This window comes from Nonomuraea sp. NPDC001699, assembly GCF_053596455.1.
The window spans coordinates 1-23,208 of the sequence record NZ_JBSFGF010000053.1 but is presented as its reverse complement, the minus strand read 5'-3'; the positions used below and the strand labels follow the sequence as shown (position 1 = coordinate 23,208).

Sequence of the window (23,208 nt, the reverse complement as noted above, 5' to 3'; positions counted from 1 at the left end):
GTCACCGCCGCCAGGTCGCACACGCACAGCTCGCCGTCCAGCAGGGCGACCAGCAGCTTCAGGCGGTTGGGGTCGGACAGCAGGCCGAAGACGTCTGCGGTGTCGGTCAGGTCCTCGGCGGCGGGCATGCGCTCGTGCACGGCCGCGACGCGGTCGGCGTCGACCACCTTGACCGCGCACCCGTCCACGGACAACACGTGGTCGTCTGAAGAACTGTTCATATATCCAACCTAGCCGGGCATATCGGTGAGCTGTCAAGCGCGGCTCAGGCCCGCAGTCGCGGGGTCAGCCGCTTCAACGCCGCCGCCAGCCGGTCCACCTGCGCCGTCGAGGTGTACAGGGCCGGGGTGACGCGGACGGCGTCGCCGCCGGCCATGCCCGTCCGGGCGACCGTGTAGAGGCCGTAGGTGTCCAGCAGGGTGGCGGCGATGGCCTCGTTGTCGGCGGTGGAGGTGCGGCCGGTGATGCGGAAGGCGGTGATCGCGCCGTACATGCCGGGTTCGTCCGGGGTGAGGATCTCCAGGCCGGGCAGGTCGCGGACCTGGCTCACCCAGCGGTCGCGCAGGTGCCGCAGCCGGGCCTGCTTGACGGGGGCGCCGAGCCGCTGATGGAAGTCGAGGGCGTCGGGGACGGTGAGCGGCGCCGCGACGTCCATGGTGCCCGAATGGACCCGCGAACGGATGTCGCCGGCCGGGAAGCTCTCGTCGGCGAAGACGGGCTCGACGTCGGCCAGCCGTTCCCGGCGGATGTAGAGGAACCCGGTGCCGAGCGGCGCGCCCATCCACTTGTGCAGCGAGAACGCGGCGAAGTCGGCGCGAAGGTCGGGCAGGGTGAAGTCGAGCTGCCCCCAGGAGTGGGCGGCGTCCACGATGACGTCCACGCCGCGCTCGCGGGCCATGGCGACGATCTCGCGCACCGGCAGGACCAGGCCCGTGCGGTTGTTCATGTGCGACAGCAGGAGCAGCCTGGCCCGGGGATTGGCGCGCAGCGCCCGCTCGTAGGCGTCCAGCGCCGCCTGCCGGGTGGCGGGTTCGGGGAGGACGAACCGGGCGACCGTGGCCGCGCGCCGCCCGGCCAGCCAGTTCATGGTGTGCTGGGCGGCGGGATAGTCCAGGTCGGCGTAGAGCACGGCGTCGCCCGGCCGCAGCCGCTGGTAGCCGGAGATGAGGTTCTGCAGCGCCTCGGTGCCGCCCCGGGTGAGCGCGATCTCGTCGCGGGCGACGCCGAGCAGCCCGGCGATACGGTCGCGCACCTGGTCCGCCCTGGCCTTGTACGCCGTGCGCAGCAGGTGGGAGTTGCGGGCGTTGAGGTCGTCGACGTTGCGGTGGTAGGCGCGCCGGACCGGCTCGGGCATGATCCCGTAGTAGCCGTTCTCCAGGTTGACGAAGTCGCCGCTGACCCGGAACTGCCCGGCCACGTCCGCCCAGAAGCGTTCGTCCCGGGCCGGGCCCGAGGCGTCGGCGGCGGCCGGCGGGAGCGCGGCCAGCGCGCCGACCCCGGCGATGACCGCACGTCTGGACAGGGCCATGACACACCCCCAAGGTCGGGCGGCGCGGAATCGGGGCCGCGCCGGCGAATGCCAGTGTCGCGGAGATGTCGCGCCCGGCGGGGACGGCTCGCCGTTGTGCCCGTCATCCGAAGAAAATGCCGATAAGGAGGATCGGGGCGCGAAAGGCAATTCGCGGCGCCCATTTCCGTGCCCCGGTGATTTCTTTACGTCGACCTTGGCCTTTTCCCGGCGAGCCGCGCCGCGCGGCGGGCATGCTCTGGGGTGATGCTCACCACCAGGTCGGCCCGCACACGCCGCCCGCCCGCCCCCGGGGCCGGCCGGTGGCTGCCGCGCGCGGTGCTGGCCCTGGCCATGCTGATCACCGTCGTGTTCGCGCACGGCGGCGCGTGCGCGGCCGTCGAGCTGTCCGAGCGGGTCCAGAGTGGCTCCGCGCCGACCCTCCAGAGTGTGCACCACGACGCGCACCGGCACGTCAGAAGGCTGTCCGAGCGGATGCCGGTGCTGGACGCCGGGTGCCTCCACGGCGAGCTGCCCCCGGGGCATCTGCACGGCACCGAGCAGCAGTGCTCGGCGACCGCGGCCTCGGCGCCGGCCGTGGCGGCCGTCCCCTCGCTCGCCGCCCTGCCCGTCGCCGTCGCGGCGGTGCCCGTACGACCCGCGCCGCGGGCCGCCCCGCGGGAGCCCGCGCCGGGTCCCGAACGTCTCCGCGTGATGCGCATATAGGACGCGCGCTTTTCGTCGCCGTCCATTTCCATCGCGCCATTGACGCGGCGTCTTCCGTGCCGCGCGTGCGCCGTTCATCTCGGGGATATCAACCAATGTCGTACGACACTTTGTCGCGCCCTGACATTCTGCCCGCCATCGGAAATCCGGGTATTTCTGTCACCGTCGGAAACACACCACTGGCGTTCGTCGCCGCGCCGTTCGTCGCCGGCGGCGGCTTCTGGGCCAAGCTGGAAGGCTTCAACCCGGGCGGCATCAAGGACCGGCCCGCCCTGCACATGATCCGGCAGGCCCGCGCCCGGGGCGATCTGGCCCCCGGCGCGACGATCGTCGAGTCCACCAGCGGCACCCTCGGCCTCGGGCTGGCCCTGGCCGGGATCACCTTCGGCCACCCGGTCGTCCTGGTCGCCGATCCCGGCATGGAACCGCTCATGCAGCGGCTGCTGCTCTCCTACGGCGTACGGCTGGAGATCGTGCCCGAGCCGCATCCCGTCGGCGGCTGGCAGGGGGCCCGCCGCGACCGGGTCGCGGACGTGCTGGCCGGGCTGCCCGGCTCCTACTGCCCCGACCAGTACAACAATCCTGACAACGTGGCCGCGTACGCCGGGCTGGCCCGCGAGCTGCTGGCCCAGCTCCCGCACATCGACACGCTGGTCTGCTCCGTCGGCACCGGCGGGCACAGCGCGGGCATCACCCGCGAGCTCCGGCGTCACCTGCCCCGGCTGCGGCTGGTCGGCGTCGACACCGTCGGCTCGACCATCTTCGGGCAGCCCGACCGCCGCCGCCTGATGCGCGGCCTGGGCTCCAGCATCCATCCCGGCAACGTCGCCTACGACGCCTTCGACGAGGTCCACTGGGTGAGCGCCGCAGAGGCGGTGTGGGCCTGCCGCACCCTGGCCGCCCAGCACTACGTCTCCGGCGGCTGGAGCACGGGAGCCGTCAGCCTGGTGGCCCGCTGGCTGGCCGGGCGCGGCGGCCCGGGCGGCTGCGTCGTCGCGGTCTTCCCCGACGGGCCCTGGCGCTACTGGAACACCGTCTTCGACGACGGCTACTGCCGCGCCCACGACCTGCTCGGCGTGACCCCGGCCGACGAGCCCGACGTGCTGGCCAGCCCCTCCGAGCGCGAGGTGCGCCGCTGGACCCGCTGCACCACCGTCAGCGACCCGCTGGCAGGCGCACGATGAAGGCCACGCTGGCGCAGTTCCGCTCCTTCGACCGGCCGATCCGGCTGCTGCAGATCAACCAGGCGGGCATCAACATCGGCTTCTACATGCTGATGCCCTACCTCGCCCAGCACCTGTCGGCCGGCGCGGGGCTCGCCGCCTGGACGATCGGGCTCATCCTCGGCCTGCGCAACGCCAGCCAGCAGGGCATGTTCCTGATCGGCGGCACGCTGGCCGACCGGTTCGGGCACAAACCCATGATCATGGCGGGGTGCGCCCTGCGTACCGTGGGGTTCGCGCTGTTCGGGCTCACCACGTCCGTGCCGCTGCTGGTGGCGGCCGCGGTGATCACCGGGCTGGCGGGGGCGCTGTTCAACCCGGCCGCCCGCGCGTACCTGGCCGCCGCGGCCGGGCCGCGCAAGGTGGCCGCCTTCGCCGTGTTCAACGTGTTCTACCAGGGCGGCATCCTGCTCGGGCCGCTACTCGGGGTGCTGCTGCTGGCGGGCGGGTTCACCGCGGTGTGCCTGGGGGCGGCGGGGATCTTCGCCGTCCTGACCGTCCTGCAGGGGTTCTACCTGCCGTCGCGGCCCCGGGAACCCGGGCAGGTGCGGCAGCCGGTGTTGCGGGCCTGGCGGCGGGCGTTCGGTGACCGGGCGTTCGTCTCGTTCGCGGCGTCGATGATCGCCTCCTACGCGTTGTCGTACCAGATGTACCTCGCCCTGCCGCTGGCGGTGCAGCGGGCCGGCGGCGGCCAATGGGCGGTGACCGCCCTGTACGCGGTGTCGGCGCTGCTCGGCATCGCCGGGCAGGTGCGCCTGACCACCTGGTGCGGCGAACGGTGGAGCCGCGGCCAGGCGATCACCCGCGGGCTGGCCCTCATGGGTGCGGCCTTCGTGCCCATGGTCGCGGCGACGCAGCTGCGCCTGCCGCCGGCGGCGACGATCGCGGCCGCCCTGGTGTGCGCGCTGCTGCTCGGCGCGGGGACGCTGGTGGCCTTCCCGTTCGAGATGGCCACCATCGCCGACATGGCGGGCGAGGAACTGGTCGGCACCTACTACGGCCTGTACAACCTGGCCTCAGGCGCCGGGATCCTCGCCGGGAACCTGCTGTCGGGCGCCCTGCTGGACGTCGCCGCCGACGCGGGCTGGGCGGGCCTGCCCTGGTTGTCGCTGACCTTCGCGGGGCTGGTCTCCGCCCTGGCGGTGGCCCGCCTGGAACACCGCAGAGCCCTCCGGCCGCGCCTGCCGGCGGCCATGGCCACCTAGAAGATCGCCCGCGACCCGGTCAGGGGTCGCATGGCGACCTTGGAGCGCCCGCGACCCGCTCAGGCCCTGGGGGGCATGGCGAGCTGGAGCGCCCGCGACCCGGTCAGGGCCTGGGGTCGGCGTCACCGGTGGCGCGCCTGCGGCGGCCGGCCACGACGGTCGCGGCTCCGCCCGCGACCAGCGCCGCCGCGGCCACCCACAACCAGCCGGGCACGCCGCCCGAGCCCGTCTCCGCCTCGGCCTGGGCGACCGGTGACGAGGAGGCCGCCGGGGCGACCTCGGCCGAGGTCCCGGTCGGGGTCGGGGTCTCGGTCGTGGTCTCGGTAGGGGTGGCTTCGGGCTCGCTCGCGGTCGGGGTGGCCGGGGCGGTGACCGTGAAGCGGAGCTCGCCCGAGATCGGGTGGCCGTCGGAGGAGACCACCCGCCAGGCCAGCCGGTACTTGCCGGGCTCCAGCGGCGCGGCCGGCTCGGCCTTCACCGTGAGCCCCTGGGCGCGCGGCTTGCCGAGAGGCAGGTTCTCACCTGCCGGGCCGTCGAGCACGAGGGTGGGCAGGGTCATGCGCGAGGTGAACTCCAGCTCGATGCTCTCCACCTGCGCGACCTTGGCGCCGTCGGCGGGGGAGCTGCTCTTCAGCCGGTCATGGGCCAGCGCGGCGGGCGCGGCGGCCAACAGCAGCAGCACGGCGCCGCCGACGGCGACACCGGCACGACAGGCCGCCCGGAACGGGCGGCGTACGGAACGAAGGGAACGGGTCACTGCGAACTCCGGAGATCCGGCATCCGGCTCGACCGCCGGATGGGCATGCGGTCCGGCGCGCGACGGGACGGAGTACGTGCCGCGACGGCGCCGGCTGGGTCGTCTACCTGCCGGGAGGCACGCGGGACCCGCCGCATGACGGGAACGTCAGCGGCTGAGGGGCCGGGCGTGCCGGGTGGCGCGGGGCGGGCCGCGCCGGGAGAGCACCGGAGCCAGCAGCAACGCCCGGTGGCCCGCCACGCGGGGCCAGAGCGGGCACGCGCGGGCGGGCCCGGCGGGCGGCGGCGCCAGGACGGACAGCCAGGCGCACAGGACGGTCCAGAGCCGGGCCAGCCGGACCGTGCTCAACCGCAGCAACGCCGCCAGCGCCGCGTCCCCCCGGGCCAGCCACCAGCTCGACGAGATCGCCACCGCCAGGTGGATCACCACCATCCCCGAGGAGCCGTGCCCGTGGGCCCCGGCGGGCATCGCGGCGGGCATCGCGGCGGACGGTCCGGCGGACACCGGCAGGGAGGCGTCGAGCAGGTGGCGCAGGCCGTACCGGGCGGACTCGGAGGCGTCGAAGAGCTCGTGGAGGCCGTACTGGGCGGCCACGCACATGGCCAGCAGCAGCGGCCATCCCCGGGGACGGGACCCGGCGGCGTAGGCGGCCGCGAAGGTCGCCGCGACGGCCAGGGCGAGCGGGCCGGGCGCGACGGCCGTGCCGCCGACCAGCGTGTGCAGGGCCGCCGAGGCCAGGACGCAGACGGCCGTGAACACCGCGGCGCGAAGCGCGCGGAACACGGGACGGGCGACCTGCACCCGGCCATCGTGCCAGAGCCGGGCAGGGTCGTCATCCGCGTCCTTGCGCACCATACGGGGGCGCCGGGTCAGTGGTGTTGCGGCGTCTCGAGTTCGCCGCCCACCCGGCCTCGTAGCCGTTGCAGCAGGTCGGACGCGGCCACCACTACCCAGCGGTCGCCCACCAGGTAGGCGCCGCCGTACGCCTGGGCGAGGTCGAGCCAGTCTCGTTTGCCCTTGTCGGTGGTGAACGTCACGATCGTCAGGCGGCCCTGGGGGGTGTCGCAGGCCGCCTGCCGCAGTTCGGCGGCGTCGGTCTGCAGCTTGCCGGCGGGGCAGCCGAGCAGGGTGGTGAGCTGTTCCATGCTCGCGGCCGGCAACTTCGCCGCGACGGCGGGGACGGGGGGAGCGGCGCCGTGATGGTGTTCCGCCTGCCGCAAGGGGGCGGGGCCGGTCGCGCACCCGGCCAGCAGCGCGACGCCCAGCGCCACGACGACCGTCAGCCGCGAGGCGTGGACCGTGGACCTGAGGTCGGTGTGCCGCCGGAGCGTCGATCCGGCCGGCGCTCCGGGGTGAGGGGTACGGCGATTCTGGCGTCGCCACCGCTGGTTCATGTGTTCGCTCCGAGAATGGCTGGGTTCACGAAACCGCACCTGACGTCTTCTCCGCCTCCGGCGGCCCTGCGGACCGTGCGGCCCCAGCCGCCGAGGACCTGCATGGCGCTTCCTGATGCGCGGTCAGGGGGTGGGGGCGGGGGAAGGAGGTGGGGGTTCGGGGAGTTGGTCATGGTCGACCAGGCCGGTCGATTCCAGGTACGTCATGTGGCGCATGACGAAGTTGATGCCTTCCTGGGCGAACTTGCGGATCTCCTCGTTCCGGGTCCCGGCCCGTACGAGGGCCAGGGTGCCGAAGACCTTGCCGTGGGCGGCGCGCAGCAGGTTCGCGTAGTCCTGGTCGAAGGCGGGGCCGCTCTCGGCGGCGAGCTGGGCCAGCCAGCGCTGCTGGTCGGGGTTGGGTTCGTCGGGCAGGGCGACGCCGAGTCTGGCGGCGGTGTCGCGGGTCAGCTGGTCCAGCTTCTGGTGCTCGCCCATGATCTGCTTGCCGACCTGCTTGACGCGCGGCGACTGGGCGCGGGTGGAGGCGTAGTCGCCCGCGGGCATCTCCCACAGGCCCGCCTGTCGCACCTTGATCAGCAGGTCGATGTCGGCGGCCGAGAGGGGGCCCGAGGGGGTGCGGGTCCGTTGCGCGTCCGCGGGGTCGATCGAGGGGGGCAGGATCAGCAGGATCGTCGCCGCGGCCGCCGCGACGAAGCCGCCGAGCATGAACATCTCACCGCGCAAGAGCCTCTGCATGCTCGGAGGTACGCGGGGCCGCCGGAAACGGTTCAACGTCATCCAGCACGATTCTTCATATACCCCCTCTGGGTATATAGTGCCGAGTTATGAGACGTCTTGCACCGCTTGTTCCGGAGAAGGCCCCTGAGAAGTCCCGTCAGATCCTGGAGGACATCGTCGCCAGGCACGGCGGGGTGGGGGACATGGTGTCCACGATGGCCCACTCGCCCGCGTTGCTCCAGGGCTATCTGGACTTCTCCCGCGCGATGAAGCGGGTGAAGATCTCGCGCTCGCTCAGCGAGAAGATCTCCCTGGCCGTGCAGGAGTGGATCGGCTGCGGCACCTGCCTGGCCGCGCACACCGAGGGCGCGCTGGCCGCGGGGCTCAGCGAGGCCGACGTCGCGCTGGCCCGCCAGGGCACCTCGGCCGACGCGCGTGAGGCCGCGCTGATCTCGGTGGCGGTGCGCGTGCTGGTGGAGCCGTCGTCCATCACCGACGAGGAGGTGGCGGGGCTGCGGGAGCTCGGCTGGAGCGACCGGGTGATCGCCGAGGTCGTCGGCCTGGTCTCGCTCAACCTGCTGACCGGCGCGTTCAACCTGCTCGTGGGGAACCAGCCGGAAGAGCAGTAGGCCGGGGCGGCGTGGCGCCGGTCATGCGGTGAGCCGTTCGCGGGCCGTCCGATCGTGATGTACTGGCTCATGGCGATCGGCGATGGTTGGAGGACGACATGACGCTGCGCGAACCGGGGGCATCCCCGCAGCATCACCGGGCACACGCCGGCGCGGCCGACGCGGTCGACGCCTTCATCGCCGCGGCCAACTCCGACGATCCCGACCACCGTTCGGCGCTGCTCAGCCGGGCCCTCGCCGCCGACGTGGTGTTCTGGGGGCCGCTCGGCCGCGGGTCCGGCCGGGGCTCGGTGGCCGACTTCATCACCGAGGTGGTGCAGGGCTACCGGGCCGGTGGCTGCCGCATGGTCCGTACGACGTCCGTCGACGCGCCGCACGAGTGGGCCCGGTTCGGCTGGCGCTTCGAGGGGCCCGACGGCGCCACCGTCCTGTCGGGCACCGACATGGTCCATCTCACCGCCGCCGGCGACATCGACGAGATCGTGGTCTTCGCCGGCCCGCTGCACTGACCCCCGTACTGACCGCCGCCGTCCCGCCGGGCCAGGACCTTAGCCCCTGCGCCTCCGGGACGTTCGCCGCTGCCGCCGCGCCCCCGCAGGAGGGACCGTGGAGGTGGAAAGCGAGGTGGCGATCATGTCGATCGAGGTCAAGGACGTCATGGGACGCGTGGCGATCGCGGTGCTGGAGCATGCGTCGTTCGCCGACATCGTGGCGGCGATGAAGCGGTACGCGGTGGGCGCGGTCACCGTCATCGACGCCGACCGGCGGCCGGTGGGCGTGGTGTCGGAGGACGATCTGCTGCTCAAGGAGACCGGCCACGCCCGGCACCCCGTCTCCGTCTTCGAGTCGCGCGCGCGGCGGCAGGAGCACCGCAAGGCCGCGGCCGTCACCGCCGCGGAGCTGATGACGTCGCCGGCGGTCACGGTCACCCCGGGCATGCCGGTTCGCGAGGCGGCCAGGATCATGCACGCCCGCCGGGTCAGGCAGCTCCCGGTGATCGACCCGGTGACCGGCCGCGTCGTCGGCACCCTGCACCAGCGCGACGTGCTGCGCGTCTTCACCCGCCCGGCCGCCGAGCTGGAGGCGGACGTCAGGGCGGTGCTCCCGCAGGACGGGACGTACTCGGTCGGGATCGACGCCGGCGTGGTCACGATCGCCGGCCGGGTGGCGACCAGGTCGCGGGCGGCCGCGCTGGCGGAGTCGGTGCGGGCGGTGGAGGGCGTCGTCGACGTCGTCGCCGAACTCGACTGCGACCAGGACGACCTGTTCACCGTCCCGCCGCTGCTCTAGAGGCGGAGGGGCCCGGCGGGCTGATTCCGGCGGCGAGGGCACGTGCTGGGACACTGAACGGTATGTCGGAAAGTGAGCAGCGTAGCCTGATGCCCCAGATGCGGCTCGACGAGCTGCTGGCCGAGCTGCAGACGAGGCTCAACGCCGTCCTCGCCACCCGCGACCGCGTGCACGCGCTGCTGGAGGCCGTCGTGTCCGTGGGCAGCGACCTCGATCTGGAGACCGTGCTGCGGCGGATCGTGGAGACGGCCACCAAGCTGGTGGACGCCAGTTACGGCGCGCTCGGCGTGGTCGGCGAGGAGCAGACGCTCGTCCAGTTCATCCCGGTGGGGCTGAGCGGGGAGGAGATCGCCGGGATCGAGCACTGGCCCCACGGGCTCGGCCTGCTCGGCCTGCTGATCAAGGACGCCCGCCCGCTCCGGCTCGGCCGCATCTCCGACCACCCCGAGTCGTACGGCTTCCCGCCCGGCCACCCGCCCATGGGCACCTTCCTCGGCGTCCCGGTACGCGTCCGCGACGAGGTCTTCGGCAACCTCTACCTGACCGAGAAGCGCGGCGGCGGCGACTTCGACGAGGAGGACGAGGCCATCGTCGTCGCGCTGGCCACAGCCGCCGGCGTCGCCGTGGAGAACGCCCGGCTGTACGAGGAGTCGCGCAGGCGCGAGACCTGGCTGAAGGCGTCCTCGGAGATCACCACCAGCCTGCTGTCCGGCGCCGGCTCCCGCGAGGTGCTCACCACCATGGCGGCGCGGGCCCGCGAGATGTGCGACGCCGACCTGGTCCAGGTGCTGCTGCCCGACCCGTCGGGCCGGACCCTGACCGTCGACGTGGCCGAGGGTGACGGCGCCGACGAGCTGCTGGGGATGGAGTTCGACGTCTCGGCCACGCTGGAGGGGCAGGCGTTCACGCAGGCCGAGCCCCGGTCCGAGCGGGACCTGCCGGGCGCGGCCTACCCCGACTCGCCGCTGCGGCGGCTGGGCTACGGGCCGGGCCTCATGGTCCCGCTGGGCGCCGCGCCGCGCGTACGCGGGGTGCTCATGCTGGCCAAGTGCGGCGGACGGCTGCCGTTCAGCGGGGCCGACCAGCAGATGCTGGAGTCGTTCGCGGGGCAGGCCGCGATCGCGCTGGAACTGGCCGAGACCCGCCGCGACGCCGAACGGCTCGGCCTGCTGGAGGACCGCGACCGCATCGCCAAGGACCTGCACGACGTCGTCATCCAGCGGCTGTTCGCGACGGCGATGACGCTGATGAGCACCGTACGGCTGGTCGAGCGGCCGGAGGCGGGCAAACGGCTCCAGCACGCCATCGACGAGCTGGACGAGACGATCCGGCAGATCCGCTCGTCCATCTTCGCCCTCCAGGCCCCGCGCGAGGACACCGCGCCGAGTCTGCGCACGCGGATCGTCGACCTGGTGGAAGGGGCGGGCGCGCACCTGGGGTTCATGCCGGGTCTGCGCATGGAGGGCCAGATCGACACCCTGGTGCCCGACCCGGTGGCCGAGCACCTGCTGGCCGTCCTGCGCGAGGCGCTGTCCAACGTGGTGCGCCACTCCCACTCCACCCGGGCCGAGGTCTCCATCGAGGTCGCCAAGGGCGGGCTCACCCTCGTCGTCGGAGACAACGGTGTCGGCGTGGGGGACGGCGGGCGTCGCAGCGGCCTGCGCAACATCGAGGAACGGGCCGCCGACCTGGGCGGGGCCGCCGAGCTGGAGGCGCAGGAGGAGGGCGGCACCCGCCTGCGCTGGCACGTCCCGCTGTGACGACCCCCGGAGCCCGTCGCGCGTCCCAAGTCCCGGGTGGTCGGGACCTTCGTCCATACCTCACGTCATGCCCGCTGAGCTGTGATGGGACGGCACAGCCAGGTGGCCGCGGCCATGTCCGGCCGCCCCGCCTCCGCATGAACCACGTGAGGAAGACATGACGAACGCACCGGCCACCACCCCCGGCCGCAGCCCGGCGTTGATGCTCACCCTGGCGACCCTGGGTTTCGCGGTGAACTTCTGGGCCTGGGCCCTGCTCAGCCCGCTCGGTCCGCGTTTCAAGGAGCTGCTCGGGCTGTCGGCCGGGCAGCAGGCGCTGCTGGTGGCCGTCCCGGTGATCGTGGGGTCGCTGGGCCGCATCCCGGTCGGCGCGCTCACCGACAGGTTCGGCGGGCGGGTGATGTTCCCGCTGGTCTCGGCGGCGACCATCGTCCCCGTCCTGTTCACCGGCCTGGTCGGCGCCGCCGGCGGGCTCGGCGGGTTCGTCCCGCCGCTGGTGATGGGCTTCCTGTACGGCCGGCTCGGCTCGTACGGCGTCGGCCTGGGCCTGCTGGCGGCCACCGCCGTGCTCACCCTGGCCCTGACGGTGACCGCGGTCCGCGCGCTGGCCGCCCGCCGCGTGGCCGGGCCGGTCGCCTCACGCCGACCGCACCCCACGAAAGAGCGGGGCCCGGCCGTCGGCCGGGCCCCGCACGAAAGCGTCTGAACGGTACGTCACTCAGCGATCCGGCGGCCGGACACCTCCTCGGCGTCCACCACGATGTAGTGGTCGCGGCTCCCCGGAGCCCACGGGGACAGGGGCAGCGCGGACAACCGGGCCATCTCGGCGGGATCGGTCACCGCCCGCGCGTGCCCGACCGCCGTCACCGACCAGCCGGTGCGCATCGACGGGTCGAACTCGTCGGCCTCGAACGCCACCACGGCGTGCCGGGTGGCCGCGGCCAGCTTCGACCCGATCGAGGTGCGGATGACGACGCTCTCGCCGTCGAGGCAGAAGTTGACCGGCTGCACCGCCGGCAGGGCGCGATCGGTGAAGACGATCCGCCCGATCGGCGTGGACGACAACAGGCGCAGGCACTCCTCACGGGAGAGCACCTGGAGCCCGGACGAATCGAGTTGCATGCTTCTCAGCCTCCCACCAGGACCGTTCCCGATGTCAGAGGCGAAAGTCCCATCCCGGGGGACGTTCAGCCGCGCCGGTCGGCCCGCAACCGCGCCGACAGCGCCGCCGCCTGCGTACGGCGCTGCATGTTGAGCTTGGCCAGCAGGTTGGACACGTAGTTCTTGACCGTCTTCTCGGCCAGGAACATGCGCTCGCCGATCTGCCGGTTGGTCAGCCCCTCGCCGATCAGGTCGAGGATGTGCCGCTCCTGCTCCGACAGCGCCGCCAGCGGGTCCTGCCGGACCGCCTGGTCGCGCAGCCGCTGCAACATGGCGGCGGTGGTCTGCGGGTCGAGCAGCGACTGCCCGGAGGCCACCGTGCGCACCGCGCCGACCAGGTCGGAGCCGTGGATCTGCTTGAGCACGTAGCCCGAGGCGCCGGCCATCACCGCGTCGAACAGGGCGTCGTCGTCGGCGAACGACGTCAGCATGAGGCAGGCCAGCGCCGGCAGCTTCGAGCGCACCTCGCGGCACACGTCGACGCCGTTGCCGTCGGGCAGGCGCACGTCGAGCACCGCGACGTCCGGCTTCAGGGCCTGGATGCGGGCGATCGCCGACTCGGCGGTCCCGGCCTCGCCGATCACCTCGATGTCGTCCTCGGAGTCGAGCAGGGCGGCGACGCCGCGCCGCACGACCTCGTGATCGTCGAGAAGGAACACACGAATCATGTCCTCGACGCTACCGCCTCCCGTCACCCGGCAGTAGGGACCAAGGTCCCGGGCGCCGGCGGCGGGCCCATCGGGCCCGTACGGAGGGACTTTGGTCCCTGCCGGGACCGGGCGCCCACCCACCAGCCTGGGGCCATGACCGTTGTGGCAGGGGACAAGTTGTGAGCGACATGAGCGACACGGACGCGATCCCGGGCATGGGGCCGTTGCTGGCCGCCAGGAAGTTCTTCACCAGGGCGGAGGTGTCGGCGGACGGCCGCACCCTGCACCAGGTCGACCCCGGCGCCTGGGACCGCTTCTACCGGGACCGGTGGGCGCACGACAAGGTGGTGCGCTCGACTCACGGCGTGAACTGCACGGGCTCGTGCTCCTGGCAGGTGTTCGTCAAGGACGGCCTGATCACCTGGGAGCACCAGGCCACCGACTACCCGTCGGTCGGCCCGGAGTCGCCCGAGTACGAGCCGCGCGGCTGTCCCCGTGGCGCCTCCTTCTCCTGGTACACCTACTCTCCCTCGCGGGTGCGCTACCCGTACGTGCGCGGCGTGCTGCTGGAGATGTGGCGCGAGGCCAAGGCCAGGCTGGGCGACCCCGTGCTGGCGTGGGCCGAGCTGACCGGCGACCCGGAGCGCGCGCGGGCCTACAAGCGGGCGCGCGGCAAGGGCGGGTTCGTCCGGTCGAGCTGGGAGGAGGTCCTCGAACTGATGGCCGCCGCCCACGTGCACACCATCAAGGACCACGGCCCCGACCGGGTGGTGGGCTTCTCGCCGATCCCGGCGATGTCGATGGCCTCGTTCGCGGCCGGCACCCGCTTCCTGTCGATGATCGGCGGCACGCTGCTGTCGTTCTACGACTGGTACGCCGACCTGCCGATCGCCTCGCCGCAGGTGTGGGACGACCAGACCGACGTGCCCGAGGCGGCCGACTGGTGGAACTCCCGCTACCTGATCATGTGGGGCCCCAACATCCCGGTCACCCGCACCCCGGACGCCCACTTCATGACCGAGGCCCGCTACCAGGGCACCAAGGTCGTCGCGGTCAGCCCCGACTACGCCGACAACGTCAAGTTCGCCGACGACTGGCTCTCGCCGCACCCGGGCACCGACGGCGCCCTGGCCATGGCGATGGGCCACGTCACGCTGACCGAGTTCTTCCGCGACCGCCAGGTCCCGTACTTCACCGACTACGTGCGCAAGTACACCGACCTGCCGTTCCTGGTGACGCTGGAGCCGCGCGGCGACGCGTACGTGCCGCGCCGCTTCCTGACCGCCGCCGACCTGGGCCAGGAGAGCGAGGGCCGCTGGAACCTCGACCTGGACGGCGCCGTCCCCGCGCTGACCCTGCTCGGCCGGTCCGGGCGGGCGGTCGAGGTGGACCTGCCGCGCTTCGACGAGGGGCCCACCGAGGGCGGCCCGGTCATGCGCCGCGGCGTCCCGGTGACCGAGATGGCCGGCAAGCTCGTGACGACGGTGTTCGACCTGCTCATGGCCCAGTACGGCGTCAAGCGCGACCTGCCCGGCGACTGGCCGGAGAGCTACGAGGACGCCGGCCGGCCCTACACCCCGGCCTGGGCGGAGGAGATCACCTCGGTCCCGGCCGCCACGATCGCCAGGATCGCCCGCGAGTTCGCCCGCAACGCCGAGCGCACCAAGGGCCGGTCGATGATCGCGATGGGCGCGGGCACCAACCACTGGTTCCACTCCGACCAGATCTACCGCTCGTTCCTGACACTGGTGCTGCTGACCGGCTGCCAGGGCGTCAACGGCGGCGGCTGGGCGCACTACGTGGGCCAGGAGAAGGTCCGCCCGGTCACCGGCTTCCAGCACCTGGCTTTCGGCTTCGACTGGCAGCGCCCGACCCGGTGGCGGCCCTACGTCGTCTACCGGCGACGGGTGCCCGTCCGGTCGCGCTGACCCTACATCGCGTGGATGCGGCGGCCGGTGACGTGGTGGGGGACGATCCGGATGTGCAGCGACCGGTCGCCGCCCGCCCACGGGGTGACGTCGTCGCCGGCCTGCTCGTCCGGCGTCACGTGGTGCGCGGGCCCCTGGACGAGCACGCTCCAGCCCTGCCGCCGGGCCTCGTCGATGCGGTCCACCTCGAAGCCCACCATGACCTCGACGCCCTCCAGCCCGGTCCGCAGGTCCTGGTCCATGGGGCCGCCCGAGGCGGTGCGGAAGACGATGGCGCCGTCGTGCACGCGGTAGTTGACGGGCAGCACCGTCGGCCCGTGCGAGCCGTTGAACGCGATCCGGCCGATGCCGCCGGGCGCGATCAGGCTCAGGCATTCGTCACGTTCGAGCACCTCCAGGACGGGTTCGGCCATCGCCGGCCCCACGCCCGGCGGCCGGTCGCGCCCGCCGCCCAGCAGGTCCTCGCCGGTGGTCCCCAGCGCGTCGGCCAGGCGGTTCAGGGTGCCCCTGTCCGGGATGTCCACGTGCTCCTCCATGTACCGGAGGTAGCCGGCGGACATGTCCGCCCGTTCCGCCACCTGCTCGACGGTGAGCCCGAGCCGTTGCCGGTGGTACTGGATGCGGTGGCCGAAGTCGCCGGTCCGTGTCACTGTCTCCTCCTGCCTCTGCGTCCCCATGCGTGGTGAAGCCGTCCAGGCACCCCGTACCCCGGACAGGGTCCTTCGCCCCTCCATGGGACCAACGTCCCTCGTCCCAGGGACGCACGGCCCTACGGCGCGACGGTCGGGAAGAGGAGCCTGGCCTGCATGGATGTCCTGGATCTCTCCCGGTGGCAGTTCGGCATCACGACCGTCTACCACTTCCTCTTCGTGCCGCTCACGATCGGCCTGTCGATCATCGTGGCCGGGTTGCAGACGGCGTGGCACCGGACGAAGAAGCCGGAGTACCTGCGGCTGACCCGGTTCTGGGGCCGGCTGTTCCTGATCAACTTCGCCATGGGCGTCGTGACGGGAATCGTGCAGGAGTTCCAGTTCGGGATGAACTGGAGTGACTATTCCCGGTTCGTCGGTGACGTGTTCGGGGCGCCCCTGGCCATGGAGGGGCTGATGGCCTTCTTCCTGGAGTCCACGTTCCTCGGCCTGTGGATCTTCGGATGGGACCGGCTGTCGCCCCGGCTGCACCTGGCCACGATCTGGCTGGCCGCCATCGGCACCAACATCTCGGCCTACTTCATCCTGGCGGCCAACTCCTGGATGCAGCACCCCGTCGGCTACCGGATCAACAACGGCCGCGCCGAGCTGACCGACATCTGGGCCGTCCTGACCAACTCGACCACGCTGGTCACCTTCCCGCACGTCCTGTTCGGGGCGTTCCTGACGGCGGCCGCGTTCGTGCTGGGCGTCAGCGCCTGGTTCCTGCTGCGCAAGCGGGACGTCTCCCTTTTCCGCACCTCGGCCCGGCTGGCGCTGGCCGTCAGCCTGGTCTCGGCGGTCGGGGTGTCGTTCTCCGGCCACTGGCAGGCCCAGATCATGACCGAGCAGCAGCCGATGAAGATGGCCGCCGCCGAGGCCCTGTGGGAGGACGAGACCTCCGCCGGCTTCTCCCTGTTCGCCATCGGCGACGTCGAGAACGGCCGCAACCACGTCAACCTCCAGATCCCGTACGGCCTGAGCCTGCTGTCCACCAACACCCTGGACGGCGAGGTCGAGGGCATCAACGACATCCAGGCCCGCTACGAGGCCCTGTACGGCCCCGGCGACTACCGGCCGGTCGTCGGCCTGGCCTACTGGTCCTTCCGGCTCATGATCGGATTCGGCATGCTGTCGGCGCTGCTCGCCCTGGCCGGGCTCTGGCTGACCAGGCGCGGCCGGCTGCCCGCGGGCCGCTGGGCCTACAGGCTGGCCGTCGCCGGCATCGGCCTGCCGTTCCTAGCCAACAGCATGGGCTGGATCTTCACCGAGATGGGCCGCCAGCCGTGGACCGTCTTCGGGCTGATGCGCACCGCCTACGCCGTCTCGCCCACGGCGGACGTGCCCTCGGTGGCCATCACGCTGGTCGGCTTCACCCTGGCCTACGCCGTGCTCGCGATCATCGAGATCCGGCTGCTGGTCAAGTTCATCCGGATCGGGCCGAACGAGCAGGACGAGCCCGAGACCGCCGTCCCCGCGCTGAGCTACTGAGGAAATCATGGAAAACGTCTGGTTCGTACTGATCGCCGTGCTGTGGACCGGCTACTTCCTGCTGGAGGGCTTCGACTTCGGCGTCGGCGTCCTGATGCCCGTCCTGAGCCGCGAGGAGGCCGACCGGCGAGCCGTGCTCAAGACGATCGGCCCGGTCTGGGACGGCAACGAGGTGTGGCTGCTGGTGGCCGGCGGCGCGACCTTCGCCGCCTTCCCCGAGTGGTACGCCACCCTGTTCAGCGGCTTCTACCTGCCGCTGTTCCTCATCCTGCTGGCGCTCATCGCCCGCGGCGTGGCCCTGGAGTACCGCAGCAAGAGCGACAGCACGCGCGGCTGGGACCGGGCGCTGTTCTGGGGGTCCCTCGTCCCCGCCTTCCTTTGGGGGGTCGCGTTCGCCAACATCGTGCGCGGTGTCCCGCTGAACGCCGAGCACGAGTACACCGGCACGCTGCTGACCCTGCTCAACCCGTTCGCGCTGCTCGGCGGGCTGGCCACGCTGCTGCTGTTCACCCTGCACGGCGCGGTCTTCCTGGCCCTGCGCACCACCGGCGACCTGCGCCTGGCCGCCGCCCGGATGGCCAAGAGCATCTCCCCGGCGGCGTTCCTGGCGGTGATGGCGTTCCTGCTGCTCTCGAACGACGGCGCCGGGCCCGTCCGGTGGGCCGCCGTGACGCTGGTCGCGCTCGGCCTGATCGGCGCGGTGGCCGCGACCGTGCGCGGCCGTGACGGGTGGGCCTTCACCGCCAGCGCGGTCGCCGTGGTCGCGCTGGTCTGCGCGATCTTCAGCGGCCTGTTCCCGAACGTCATGCCCGCCCTGGACCCGGCCAACAGCCTCACCGTGACCAACGCGGCCTCCAGCCCGTACACGCTGACGGTGATGACCTGGGTCGCGGCCATCTTCACGCCGCTGGTGCTGGGCTACCAGGCGTGGACGTACTGGGTGTTCCGCCGCCGGCTCACCGGCGCCGTCTGAACCGGCCCGCTCCCGGCGGCAGGGGGCTCGTCCCGGCCGCCGAGAGTCAGGGGCTCAGCGCGCCCGGACGTCCGCCGGGGACCCGCCGAGTTCGGTCACGGTCAGGGCGCGCATCAGGTGCGGGTGCAGGCCCTCGGCCCGCCACCGGGGCAGACCGGCGGCGAGCGCGGCGTCGATGAGCGCGGCCCGCGTCCACGCCAGGTCGACACGCCGGCCCGCGTCGCCGCTGAGCAGCGGATGGTCGGCGGGCCGGTCGCCGCACAGGCGGCGCAGCGGGCGGCGCAGGTAGGGCGCGAGCGGGAAGGCGACGATGTCGCCCCGGCCGTCGTGCAGGGTGATCAGCACGGGGTCGCCGCCGCCCACCAGGTGCACGTCGCACGCGGTCAGCCGGGCCAGCGCGTCGACGGACGCGCCGGTGGACTCCAGCAGCCCGACCGCCACGGCCTCGGCTAAGCGCCCTTCCTCGGCCAGCGTGGCGATCCCGCCGCGCAGCAGCCGCCGCTCGGCCGGGGTGGGCGGATGGGCGGCCGGCGCGGGCAGAGCCCGCCCGTGGCGCCCGGCGAAGGCGTAGAACGAGGCCAGGACGGCCCGCCTGCGGACCACCGTCGCCTTGGCCAGCGGCCGGCCGGACGGCGCCAGCCCGGTGGTGAGGGCGGCCAGGCAGTAGGCGTCGACCTGCGACCCGCTGCCCAGCACGTCGCCGGCGAGATCCTGCGCCCGCAGCCACCGCAGGTAGGAGGCCAGGACCCGCAGCCGGGTACGCCGCAGGGCCGGGGACGGCCGCTCGCGCAGCCAGGCCGCCGCCACGCCGGCCGCCGCCGGAACGAGCCCTTCGACGACGTCGACGTCGGCCGACGGCACCTCGCCCCCGTCGCCGGGACCGCGCCGCGGGCGCAGCCCCTCGATGCGGGCGACGAGGCCGCGGGCCTCCTGACCGGTGAGCGCGTCCCAGGACGCGACGGTGTCTTCGGCCATGCTCAGCACGCGACCGGCACGGCGACGGGACCGGCGGCGGCCCGTGCCGGGGCATGGCAGGACGAAAGCGAGGCGTGGAGGACGTGACTGCTCGCGCCCAACGGACCCATCATGATCTCGATCGTCTCATGGAACTGCGCCCGCGGGCTCCATCCGGACGGGCCGCGGGGCCCACGGGACCCGGCGGCGAGGTCGTCCGCCGAGGTCAGGGTTCGATCAGGCCGGCGCGGATGGCGTAGCGGGTCAGGTCGAGGCGGTCGTTGAGGCCGAGCTTGGCCAGGATGTTGCTGCGGTGGCGGTCGACGGTCTTGGGGCTGATGACCAGGGTGTCGGCGATGGCCTTGGTGGAGTGGCCCTCGGCGATGAGCTTGACGATCTCCTCCTCGCGGGCCGTCAGCAGGCTGTCGGGCAGCGGGTCGCCGTGCCGGTGGCGGTGGAGGTAGTCGCGGATCAGCGCGGTGACCGCCCCGGGGTAGAGGAACGGCTCGCCGCGCATCGCCGCCCGGCACGCCTCGATGAGGTCGCGGTCGGCCACCGACTTCAGCACGTAGCCGCAGGCCCCGGCCTTCAGCGCGGCGAAGAAGTACTGCTCGTTGTCGTACATGGACAACATCAGCATGCGCACGCCCGGCCGGCGGCGGGCGATCTCGCGCGCGGCCTGCAACCCGGTCATGCGCGGCATGGCGATGTCCAGGATGACCAGGTCGATGTCGTGGGTGCGGACGGCCTCGACCGCCTCGGCCCCGTCGGCGGCCTCGGCGACCACGGTCAGGTCGGGCTCCGCGTCGAGGATGAGACGGACGCCCTGGCGGACGAGCGCGTGGTCGTCGGCGAGCAGGATGCGGGTCATCGGGCGTTCTCCTTGGCCGCGCCGGGGACGGTGAGGACGATCTCGGTGCCGCCACCGGGCGGCGAGTGCACGCTCAGGCGGGCCCCGATGAGCAGGGCGCGCTCGTGCATGCCGCGGATGCCGGCGCCCGGCTCGCCGATGCCGCCCCGGCCGTTGTCGGCGACGCGCAGGACCAGGTCGCCGCCGTCGGGCGTCAGCGTGAGCGTCGCCCGGGTGGCCTCGGCGTGGCGGGCGACGTTGGTCAGGCTCTCCTGGGCGATGCGGTAGAGGACGAGCTCGACCTCGGAGGTCAGCGGCGGCAGCCCCGGGGCCAGCCGGCGGCCGACCTCAACCGTGCCGGTCTGCGACAGATCGGTGGCCAGCGCCGTGAGGGCGCTGATCAGCCCCAGGTCCTCCAGGACGCCGGGACGCAGCCGATGGGCGACCTGGCGCACCTCGTCCAGGCTGGTCCTGATCGCCTCCTGGGCGTGTCCCAGCTCCTCGGCCAGCTCCGCGGGCGCCCGGTCGCGCACCCGCTTGAGGGCCAGCAGCGCGACGGTCAGGCTCTGGCCGATCTCGTCGTGCAGCTCGCGGGCGATGCGGCCGCGTTCGGCCTCCTGGGCGGCCAGGGCCTGGGCGCTGGCCACGCTGCGCTCCTCCTCCAGGCGGTCGAGCATCTGGTTGAAGGTGTCGGTGACGCTCCTGAGGTCCCGGTTGCCGGCGGGCAGCCGGTCGTGGGTGTGCAGCAGGTCCACGCGCCGCATCAGGGCGGTCAACGAGGTCAGCGGGGCGAGGCTGGCCCGCACCAGGAACGCGTTCGCCGCCAGGATCAGCGCCAGGCCGATCAGCAGCACCGGGACCTCGGTCAGGAGCACCGGTGAGGAGACCGTCGCCGGAGACAGCGCCAGCACGAACGTGCCCGCGGCGAAGACCAGCGCGTTGATGACGAACAGGCGGCGGAACAACGCCTGGGCCGGGGTGCGGCCTGGCGGCTCCGGCGCGGTGGCGACGGCGTCTCTCATGCCTCCAGCCTGGGCGTATTCCGCCCGCGCTGTCCACTTACCTCGCCCGGATACGGCTCCGCCCCCACCCGATATGGGGGCCGGACCCGATGGGCGCGGCCCCCCGCCCGGTGATGACATGGGTCTCCCCGGAAAACAGGGACGGACCGTAAGGAGGTGGGCGATGCGTGGCACGGACCTTCTCTGGGCCGCGGCGGCAGGACCGCTTCTCCTCCTGCCCGCCCGCGGGTCGCGGTCCGTCCCCCGGGGCCATCTGACGGGCGGGCCGCGCCGGGGGCCGGCCGCCGTCCCGTGGCCGGGGCAGGGCGTCTGAGCCCCCTGGCCGCCCTTCTGACGTTCGCCCCCGCTGGAGGTACCCCATCAAGATCCGCCATGCGGCCGCGCCCGGAACCGGCGCGGCACGCCGTTCCCAGACCACTCCGACCACCGTGGACGGTGCCATGCGAGCACACGATATCGCCGTCACCCTGCCGACCGTGACCGCCCGCGACTCCGTGGTCCGCGCGGTGCGCCTGATGGTCGTCAACCGGCTCCCCGGGCTCATCGTGGTGGACGAGCACGGCAGGCCCGCGACCGTGCTGCCGGGCACGCAGGTGCTGCGGCTGGCCATCCCCGGCACCTACCAGGAGGACCCGGCCCTGGTCCGCACCCTCGACGAGAGCGACGCCGAGGTGTTCTGGCAGGAGCTCGCCCACCTGACGGTCGGCGACTGCCTGCCCAAGCCGCCCGCGCGGCCCGTCACCGTGCCGCCGGAGGCGACGCTGCTGGAGGTGGCGGCGCTGATGGCCCGCACCCGCAGTCCGCTCGTCGCCATGCTCGGCGCCGACGGCACCCTCAGCGGGGCGATCACACTGGAACGCCTGCTGACCAGCCTGGCCATCACGAGCCTTCCGGACTGATCCGGATGAGCGCGATCCTGGCCATGGCCATTTTCGTGGTGGCGTTCTTCTTCATCGCCACCGAGAAGGCCGACAAGGTCAAGGTCGTCCTCGTGGCGGCCGGGCTGATGACCGTGCTCGGGCTGACGCCGGGGGAGGAGGTGTTCTCCTCAGGGCACGCGGGCATCGACTGGAACGTCATCTTCCTGCTGCTCGGCATGATGATCATCGTGGGCGTGATCAAACAGACCGGGCTGTTCGACTACCTGGCGATCTGGGCGGCCAAACGTTCACGGGGACGGCCGTACCGGCTGATGGTCATGCTGATGGCCATCACCGCAGTGGCCTCGCCCTTCCTGGACAACGTCACGACGATCATGCTGGTCGCGCCGGTGACGGTGATGGTGTGCGGGCGGCTGCGCATCCCGGCGGCGCCGTACCTGATCGCCGAGGTGCTGGCCTCCAACATCGGCGGGGCCGCGACGCTGATCGGCGACCCGCCGAACATCATCATCGGCAGCCGGGCGGGGCTGACGTTCAACGACTTCCTCGTGCACATGGCTCCGGCGGTCGTGGTGATCTTCGGGGTGTTCGTGCTGCTCACCTACCCGCTGTTCCGCCGCTCGTTCCACTACAACGCCGACCACGTGGCCAAGGTGATGGCGTTGCAGGAGCGGCGGGCCATCACCGACCCCGCGCTGCTGGCGCGGTCGCTGACGGTGCTGGCCGGGGTGGTGACGGCGTTCGCGCTGCACTCCGTCCTGCACCTGGCGCCCTCGATCATCGCCCTGGTCGGCGCGGGGGTCATGCTGCTGGTGTGCCGGGTCGAGCTCGGGGACGTGCTGCGCGAGGTCGAATGGCCCACGCTGGTGTTCTTCGCCGGGCTGTTCGTCATGGTCGCGGGCCTGGTGCACACCGGGACCATGGAGACCATCGGACGGGCCACCATCGACCTGTTCGGCGACAACTACTTCGCCGCGGCCACCTCGCTGCTGTTCGGCTCCAGCGTGCTGGGGGCCTTCTTCGACAACATCCCGTACGTGGCGACGATGGCGCCGGTGGTGGAGGAACTGGCCGCCGCCGCACCGGACGCGTCCACCGGGCAGGCGCTGTGGTGGGCCTTCGCCTTCGGCGCCGACTTCGGCGGCAACGGCACCGCGGTCGCCGCCAGCGCCAACGTGGTGGCCCTCGGGATCGCCGCCCGCACGGGCAACCCGATCTCGTTCTGGCAGTTCACCCGGTACGGCATCGTCGTCACCCTGGGCAGCACGGCCCTGGCCTGGGTGTACGTGTGGCTGCGCTACTTCTGACAGAGATGATGTAGGTGAGCACCTCCCGCCAGTCCTGACCCAACCTCTGACTGACCTCGGGTCTTCAACGGGATCTGTCGGTCTGAGCGGG

The 23,208-nt window shown here is 72.7% G+C and carries 24 protein-coding genes and 1 pseudogene; 13 read left to right on the top strand and 12 right to left on the bottom strand.

The window, feature by feature from the left end:
- Positions 1-221 (bottom strand): ArsR/SmtB family transcription factor (locus tag ACWCSU_RS52070; RefSeq protein WP_449944941.1); only part of this gene is annotated, 221 nt, incomplete at its 3' end.
- A 44-nt stretch (positions 222-265) separates the two neighbouring features.
- Positions 266-1,528, bottom strand: a complete 1,263-nt coding sequence (locus tag ACWCSU_RS52065) for an aminotransferase class V-fold PLP-dependent enzyme (RefSeq protein WP_449944939.1) — start codon at positions 1,526-1,528, stop codon at positions 266-268.
- A 246-nt stretch (positions 1,529-1,774) separates the two neighbouring features.
- Between ACWCSU_RS52065 and ACWCSU_RS52060 the strand changes: the two genes are divergently transcribed.
- The 3 genes from ACWCSU_RS52060 to ACWCSU_RS52050 all read left to right on the top strand — a co-directional run bounded on the left by ACWCSU_RS52060 (position 1,775) and on the right by ACWCSU_RS52050 (position 4,661).
- The gene (locus ACWCSU_RS52060; RefSeq protein WP_449944937.1) at positions 1,775-2,233 is read left to right on the top strand and encodes a hypothetical protein; all 459 of its coding nucleotides are present in this window, start codon (positions 1,775-1,777) and stop codon (positions 2,231-2,233) included.
- A gap of 95 nt (positions 2,234-2,328) precedes the next feature.
- Positions 2,329-3,417: a PLP-dependent cysteine synthase family protein gene (locus ACWCSU_RS52055; protein WP_449944934.1), complete on the top strand. Its 1,089-nt coding sequence runs from the start codon at positions 2,329-2,331 to the stop codon at positions 3,415-3,417.
- Positions 3,414-4,661 carry an MFS transporter gene (locus ACWCSU_RS52050; protein ID WP_449944932.1) on the top strand — a complete coding sequence of 416 codons (1,248 nt, stop codon included), beginning with the start codon at positions 3,414-3,416 and terminating at the stop codon, positions 4,659-4,661. The genes ACWCSU_RS52055 and ACWCSU_RS52050 overlap by 4 nt, the downstream gene beginning before the upstream one ends.
- Positions 4,662-4,764: 103 nt before the next feature.
- Here the strand turns inward: ACWCSU_RS52050 and ACWCSU_RS52045 are convergent, their stop codons facing one another.
- The 4 genes from ACWCSU_RS52045 to ACWCSU_RS52030 form a co-directional block, all read right to left on the bottom strand.
- Positions 4,765-5,418, bottom strand: a complete 654-nt coding sequence (locus ACWCSU_RS52045) for a copper resistance CopC family protein (RefSeq protein WP_449944929.1) — start codon at positions 5,416-5,418, stop codon at positions 4,765-4,767.
- Between the two features lie 147 nt (positions 5,419-5,565).
- Positions 5,566-6,219, bottom strand: a complete 654-nt coding sequence (locus tag ACWCSU_RS52040) for a hypothetical protein (RefSeq protein ID WP_449944926.1) — start codon at positions 6,217-6,219, stop codon at positions 5,566-5,568.
- 68 nt (positions 6,220-6,287) lie between these two features.
- The gene (locus ACWCSU_RS52035; RefSeq protein ID WP_449944923.1) at positions 6,288-6,812 is read right to left on the bottom strand and encodes a hypothetical protein; all 525 of its coding nucleotides are present in this window, start codon (positions 6,810-6,812) and stop codon (positions 6,288-6,290) included.
- 123 nt (positions 6,813-6,935) lie between these two features.
- The gene (locus tag ACWCSU_RS52030) at positions 6,936-7,550 is read right to left on the bottom strand and encodes a DUF4142 domain-containing protein (protein ID WP_357708630.1); all 615 of its coding nucleotides are present in this window, start codon (positions 7,548-7,550) and stop codon (positions 6,936-6,938) included.
- A gap of 89 nt (positions 7,551-7,639) precedes the next feature.
- Between ACWCSU_RS52030 and ACWCSU_RS52025 the strand changes: the two genes are divergently transcribed.
- The 5 genes from ACWCSU_RS52025 to ACWCSU_RS52005 all read left to right on the top strand — a co-directional run bounded on the left by ACWCSU_RS52025 (position 7,640) and on the right by ACWCSU_RS52005 (position 11,917).
- Positions 7,640-8,161 carry a carboxymuconolactone decarboxylase family protein gene (locus tag ACWCSU_RS52025; protein WP_357708633.1) on the top strand — a complete coding sequence of 174 codons (522 nt, stop codon included), beginning with the start codon at positions 7,640-7,642 and terminating at the stop codon, positions 8,159-8,161.
- A 98-nt stretch (positions 8,162-8,259) separates the two neighbouring features.
- Entirely contained in the window at positions 8,260-8,670 is a 411-nt protein-coding gene (locus ACWCSU_RS52020; protein WP_449944920.1) for a nuclear transport factor 2 family protein, read from the top strand.
- 97 nt (positions 8,671-8,767) lie between these two features.
- Complete coding sequence (locus tag ACWCSU_RS52015; RefSeq protein WP_357708638.1) at positions 8,768-9,451, top strand: CBS domain-containing protein; 684 nt, start codon at positions 8,768-8,770, stop codon at positions 9,449-9,451.
- Between the two features lie 89 nt (positions 9,452-9,540).
- Positions 9,541-11,211 (top strand): sensor histidine kinase, encoded by a 1,671-nt coding sequence (locus ACWCSU_RS52010; protein WP_449944916.1) that lies wholly within the window; start codon positions 9,541-9,543, stop codon positions 11,209-11,211.
- 157 nt (positions 11,212-11,368) lie between these two features.
- A complete protein-coding gene (locus ACWCSU_RS52005; protein WP_449944914.1) occupies positions 11,369-11,917 on the top strand; it encodes a hypothetical protein in 549 nt (182 codons plus the stop codon).
- Positions 11,918-11,925: 8 nt separating this feature from the next.
- Here the strand turns inward: ACWCSU_RS52005 and ACWCSU_RS52000 are convergent, their stop codons facing one another.
- Together ACWCSU_RS52000 and ACWCSU_RS51995 are read right to left on the bottom strand one after the other, a co-directional pair.
- Positions 11,926-12,333 carry a pyridoxamine 5'-phosphate oxidase family protein gene (locus ACWCSU_RS52000; RefSeq protein ID WP_364102264.1) on the bottom strand — a complete coding sequence of 136 codons (408 nt, stop codon included), beginning with the start codon at positions 12,331-12,333 and terminating at the stop codon, positions 11,926-11,928.
- 65 nt (positions 12,334-12,398) lie between these two features.
- Positions 12,399-13,040 carry a response regulator gene (locus ACWCSU_RS51995; RefSeq protein WP_449944910.1) on the bottom strand — a complete coding sequence of 214 codons (642 nt, stop codon included), beginning with the start codon at positions 13,038-13,040 and terminating at the stop codon, positions 12,399-12,401.
- Between the two features lie 170 nt (positions 13,041-13,210).
- Here ACWCSU_RS51995 and ACWCSU_RS51990 point away from each other — a divergent pair.
- Positions 13,211-14,899, top strand: a pseudogene (locus ACWCSU_RS51990) (molybdopterin-dependent oxidoreductase); the annotation flags it as partial.
- Between the two features lie 53 nt (positions 14,900-14,952).
- Here the strand turns inward: ACWCSU_RS51990 and ACWCSU_RS51985 are convergent.
- Positions 14,953-15,600 carry a helix-turn-helix domain-containing protein gene (locus ACWCSU_RS51985; protein WP_449944908.1) on the bottom strand — a complete coding sequence of 216 codons (648 nt, stop codon included), beginning with the start codon at positions 15,598-15,600 and terminating at the stop codon, positions 14,953-14,955.
- Between the two features lie 156 nt (positions 15,601-15,756).
- On the opposite strand from ACWCSU_RS51985, the gene ACWCSU_RS51980 reads away from it, so the two are divergent.
- Positions 15,757-17,130 carry a cytochrome ubiquinol oxidase subunit I gene (locus ACWCSU_RS51980; RefSeq protein ID WP_364102249.1) on the top strand — a complete coding sequence of 458 codons (1,374 nt, stop codon included), beginning with the start codon at positions 15,757-15,759 and terminating at the stop codon, positions 17,128-17,130.
- Between the two features lie 7 nt (positions 17,131-17,137).
- Complete coding sequence (gene cydB, locus ACWCSU_RS51975) at positions 17,138-18,103, top strand: cytochrome d ubiquinol oxidase subunit II (RefSeq protein WP_357708652.1); 966 nt, start codon at positions 17,138-17,140, stop codon at positions 18,101-18,103.
- 54 nt (positions 18,104-18,157) lie between these two features.
- Here the strand turns inward: cydB and ACWCSU_RS51970 are convergent, their stop codons facing one another.
- The 3 genes from ACWCSU_RS51970 to ACWCSU_RS51960 all read right to left on the bottom strand — a co-directional run bounded on the left by ACWCSU_RS51970 (position 18,158) and on the right by ACWCSU_RS51960 (position 20,929).
- Positions 18,158-19,078, bottom strand: coding sequence for a hypothetical protein (locus ACWCSU_RS51970; protein ID WP_357708655.1), 921 nt, complete (start codon positions 19,076-19,078; stop codon positions 18,158-18,160).
- A 205-nt stretch (positions 19,079-19,283) separates the two neighbouring features.
- The gene (locus ACWCSU_RS51965) at positions 19,284-19,928 is read right to left on the bottom strand and encodes a response regulator transcription factor (protein ID WP_364102240.1); all 645 of its coding nucleotides are present in this window, start codon (positions 19,926-19,928) and stop codon (positions 19,284-19,286) included.
- A complete protein-coding gene (locus ACWCSU_RS51960; RefSeq protein ID WP_357708660.1) occupies positions 19,925-20,929 on the bottom strand; it encodes a HAMP domain-containing sensor histidine kinase in 1,005 nt (334 codons plus the stop codon). The genes ACWCSU_RS51965 and ACWCSU_RS51960 overlap by 4 nt, the downstream gene beginning before the upstream one ends.
- Before the next feature lie 440 nt (positions 20,930-21,369).
- On the opposite strand from ACWCSU_RS51960, the gene ACWCSU_RS51955 reads away from it, so the two are divergent.
- On the top strand, positions 21,370-21,828 hold the full coding sequence (locus tag ACWCSU_RS51955; protein WP_357708663.1) for a CBS domain-containing protein: 459 nt from the start codon (positions 21,370-21,372) through the stop codon (positions 21,826-21,828).
- A 5-nt stretch (positions 21,829-21,833) separates the two neighbouring features.
- Positions 21,834-23,117, top strand: coding sequence for an ArsB/NhaD family transporter (locus tag ACWCSU_RS51950; RefSeq protein WP_357708665.1), 1,284 nt, complete (start codon positions 21,834-21,836; stop codon positions 23,115-23,117).
- The last annotated feature ends 91 nt before the right edge of the window (positions 23,118-23,208 follow it).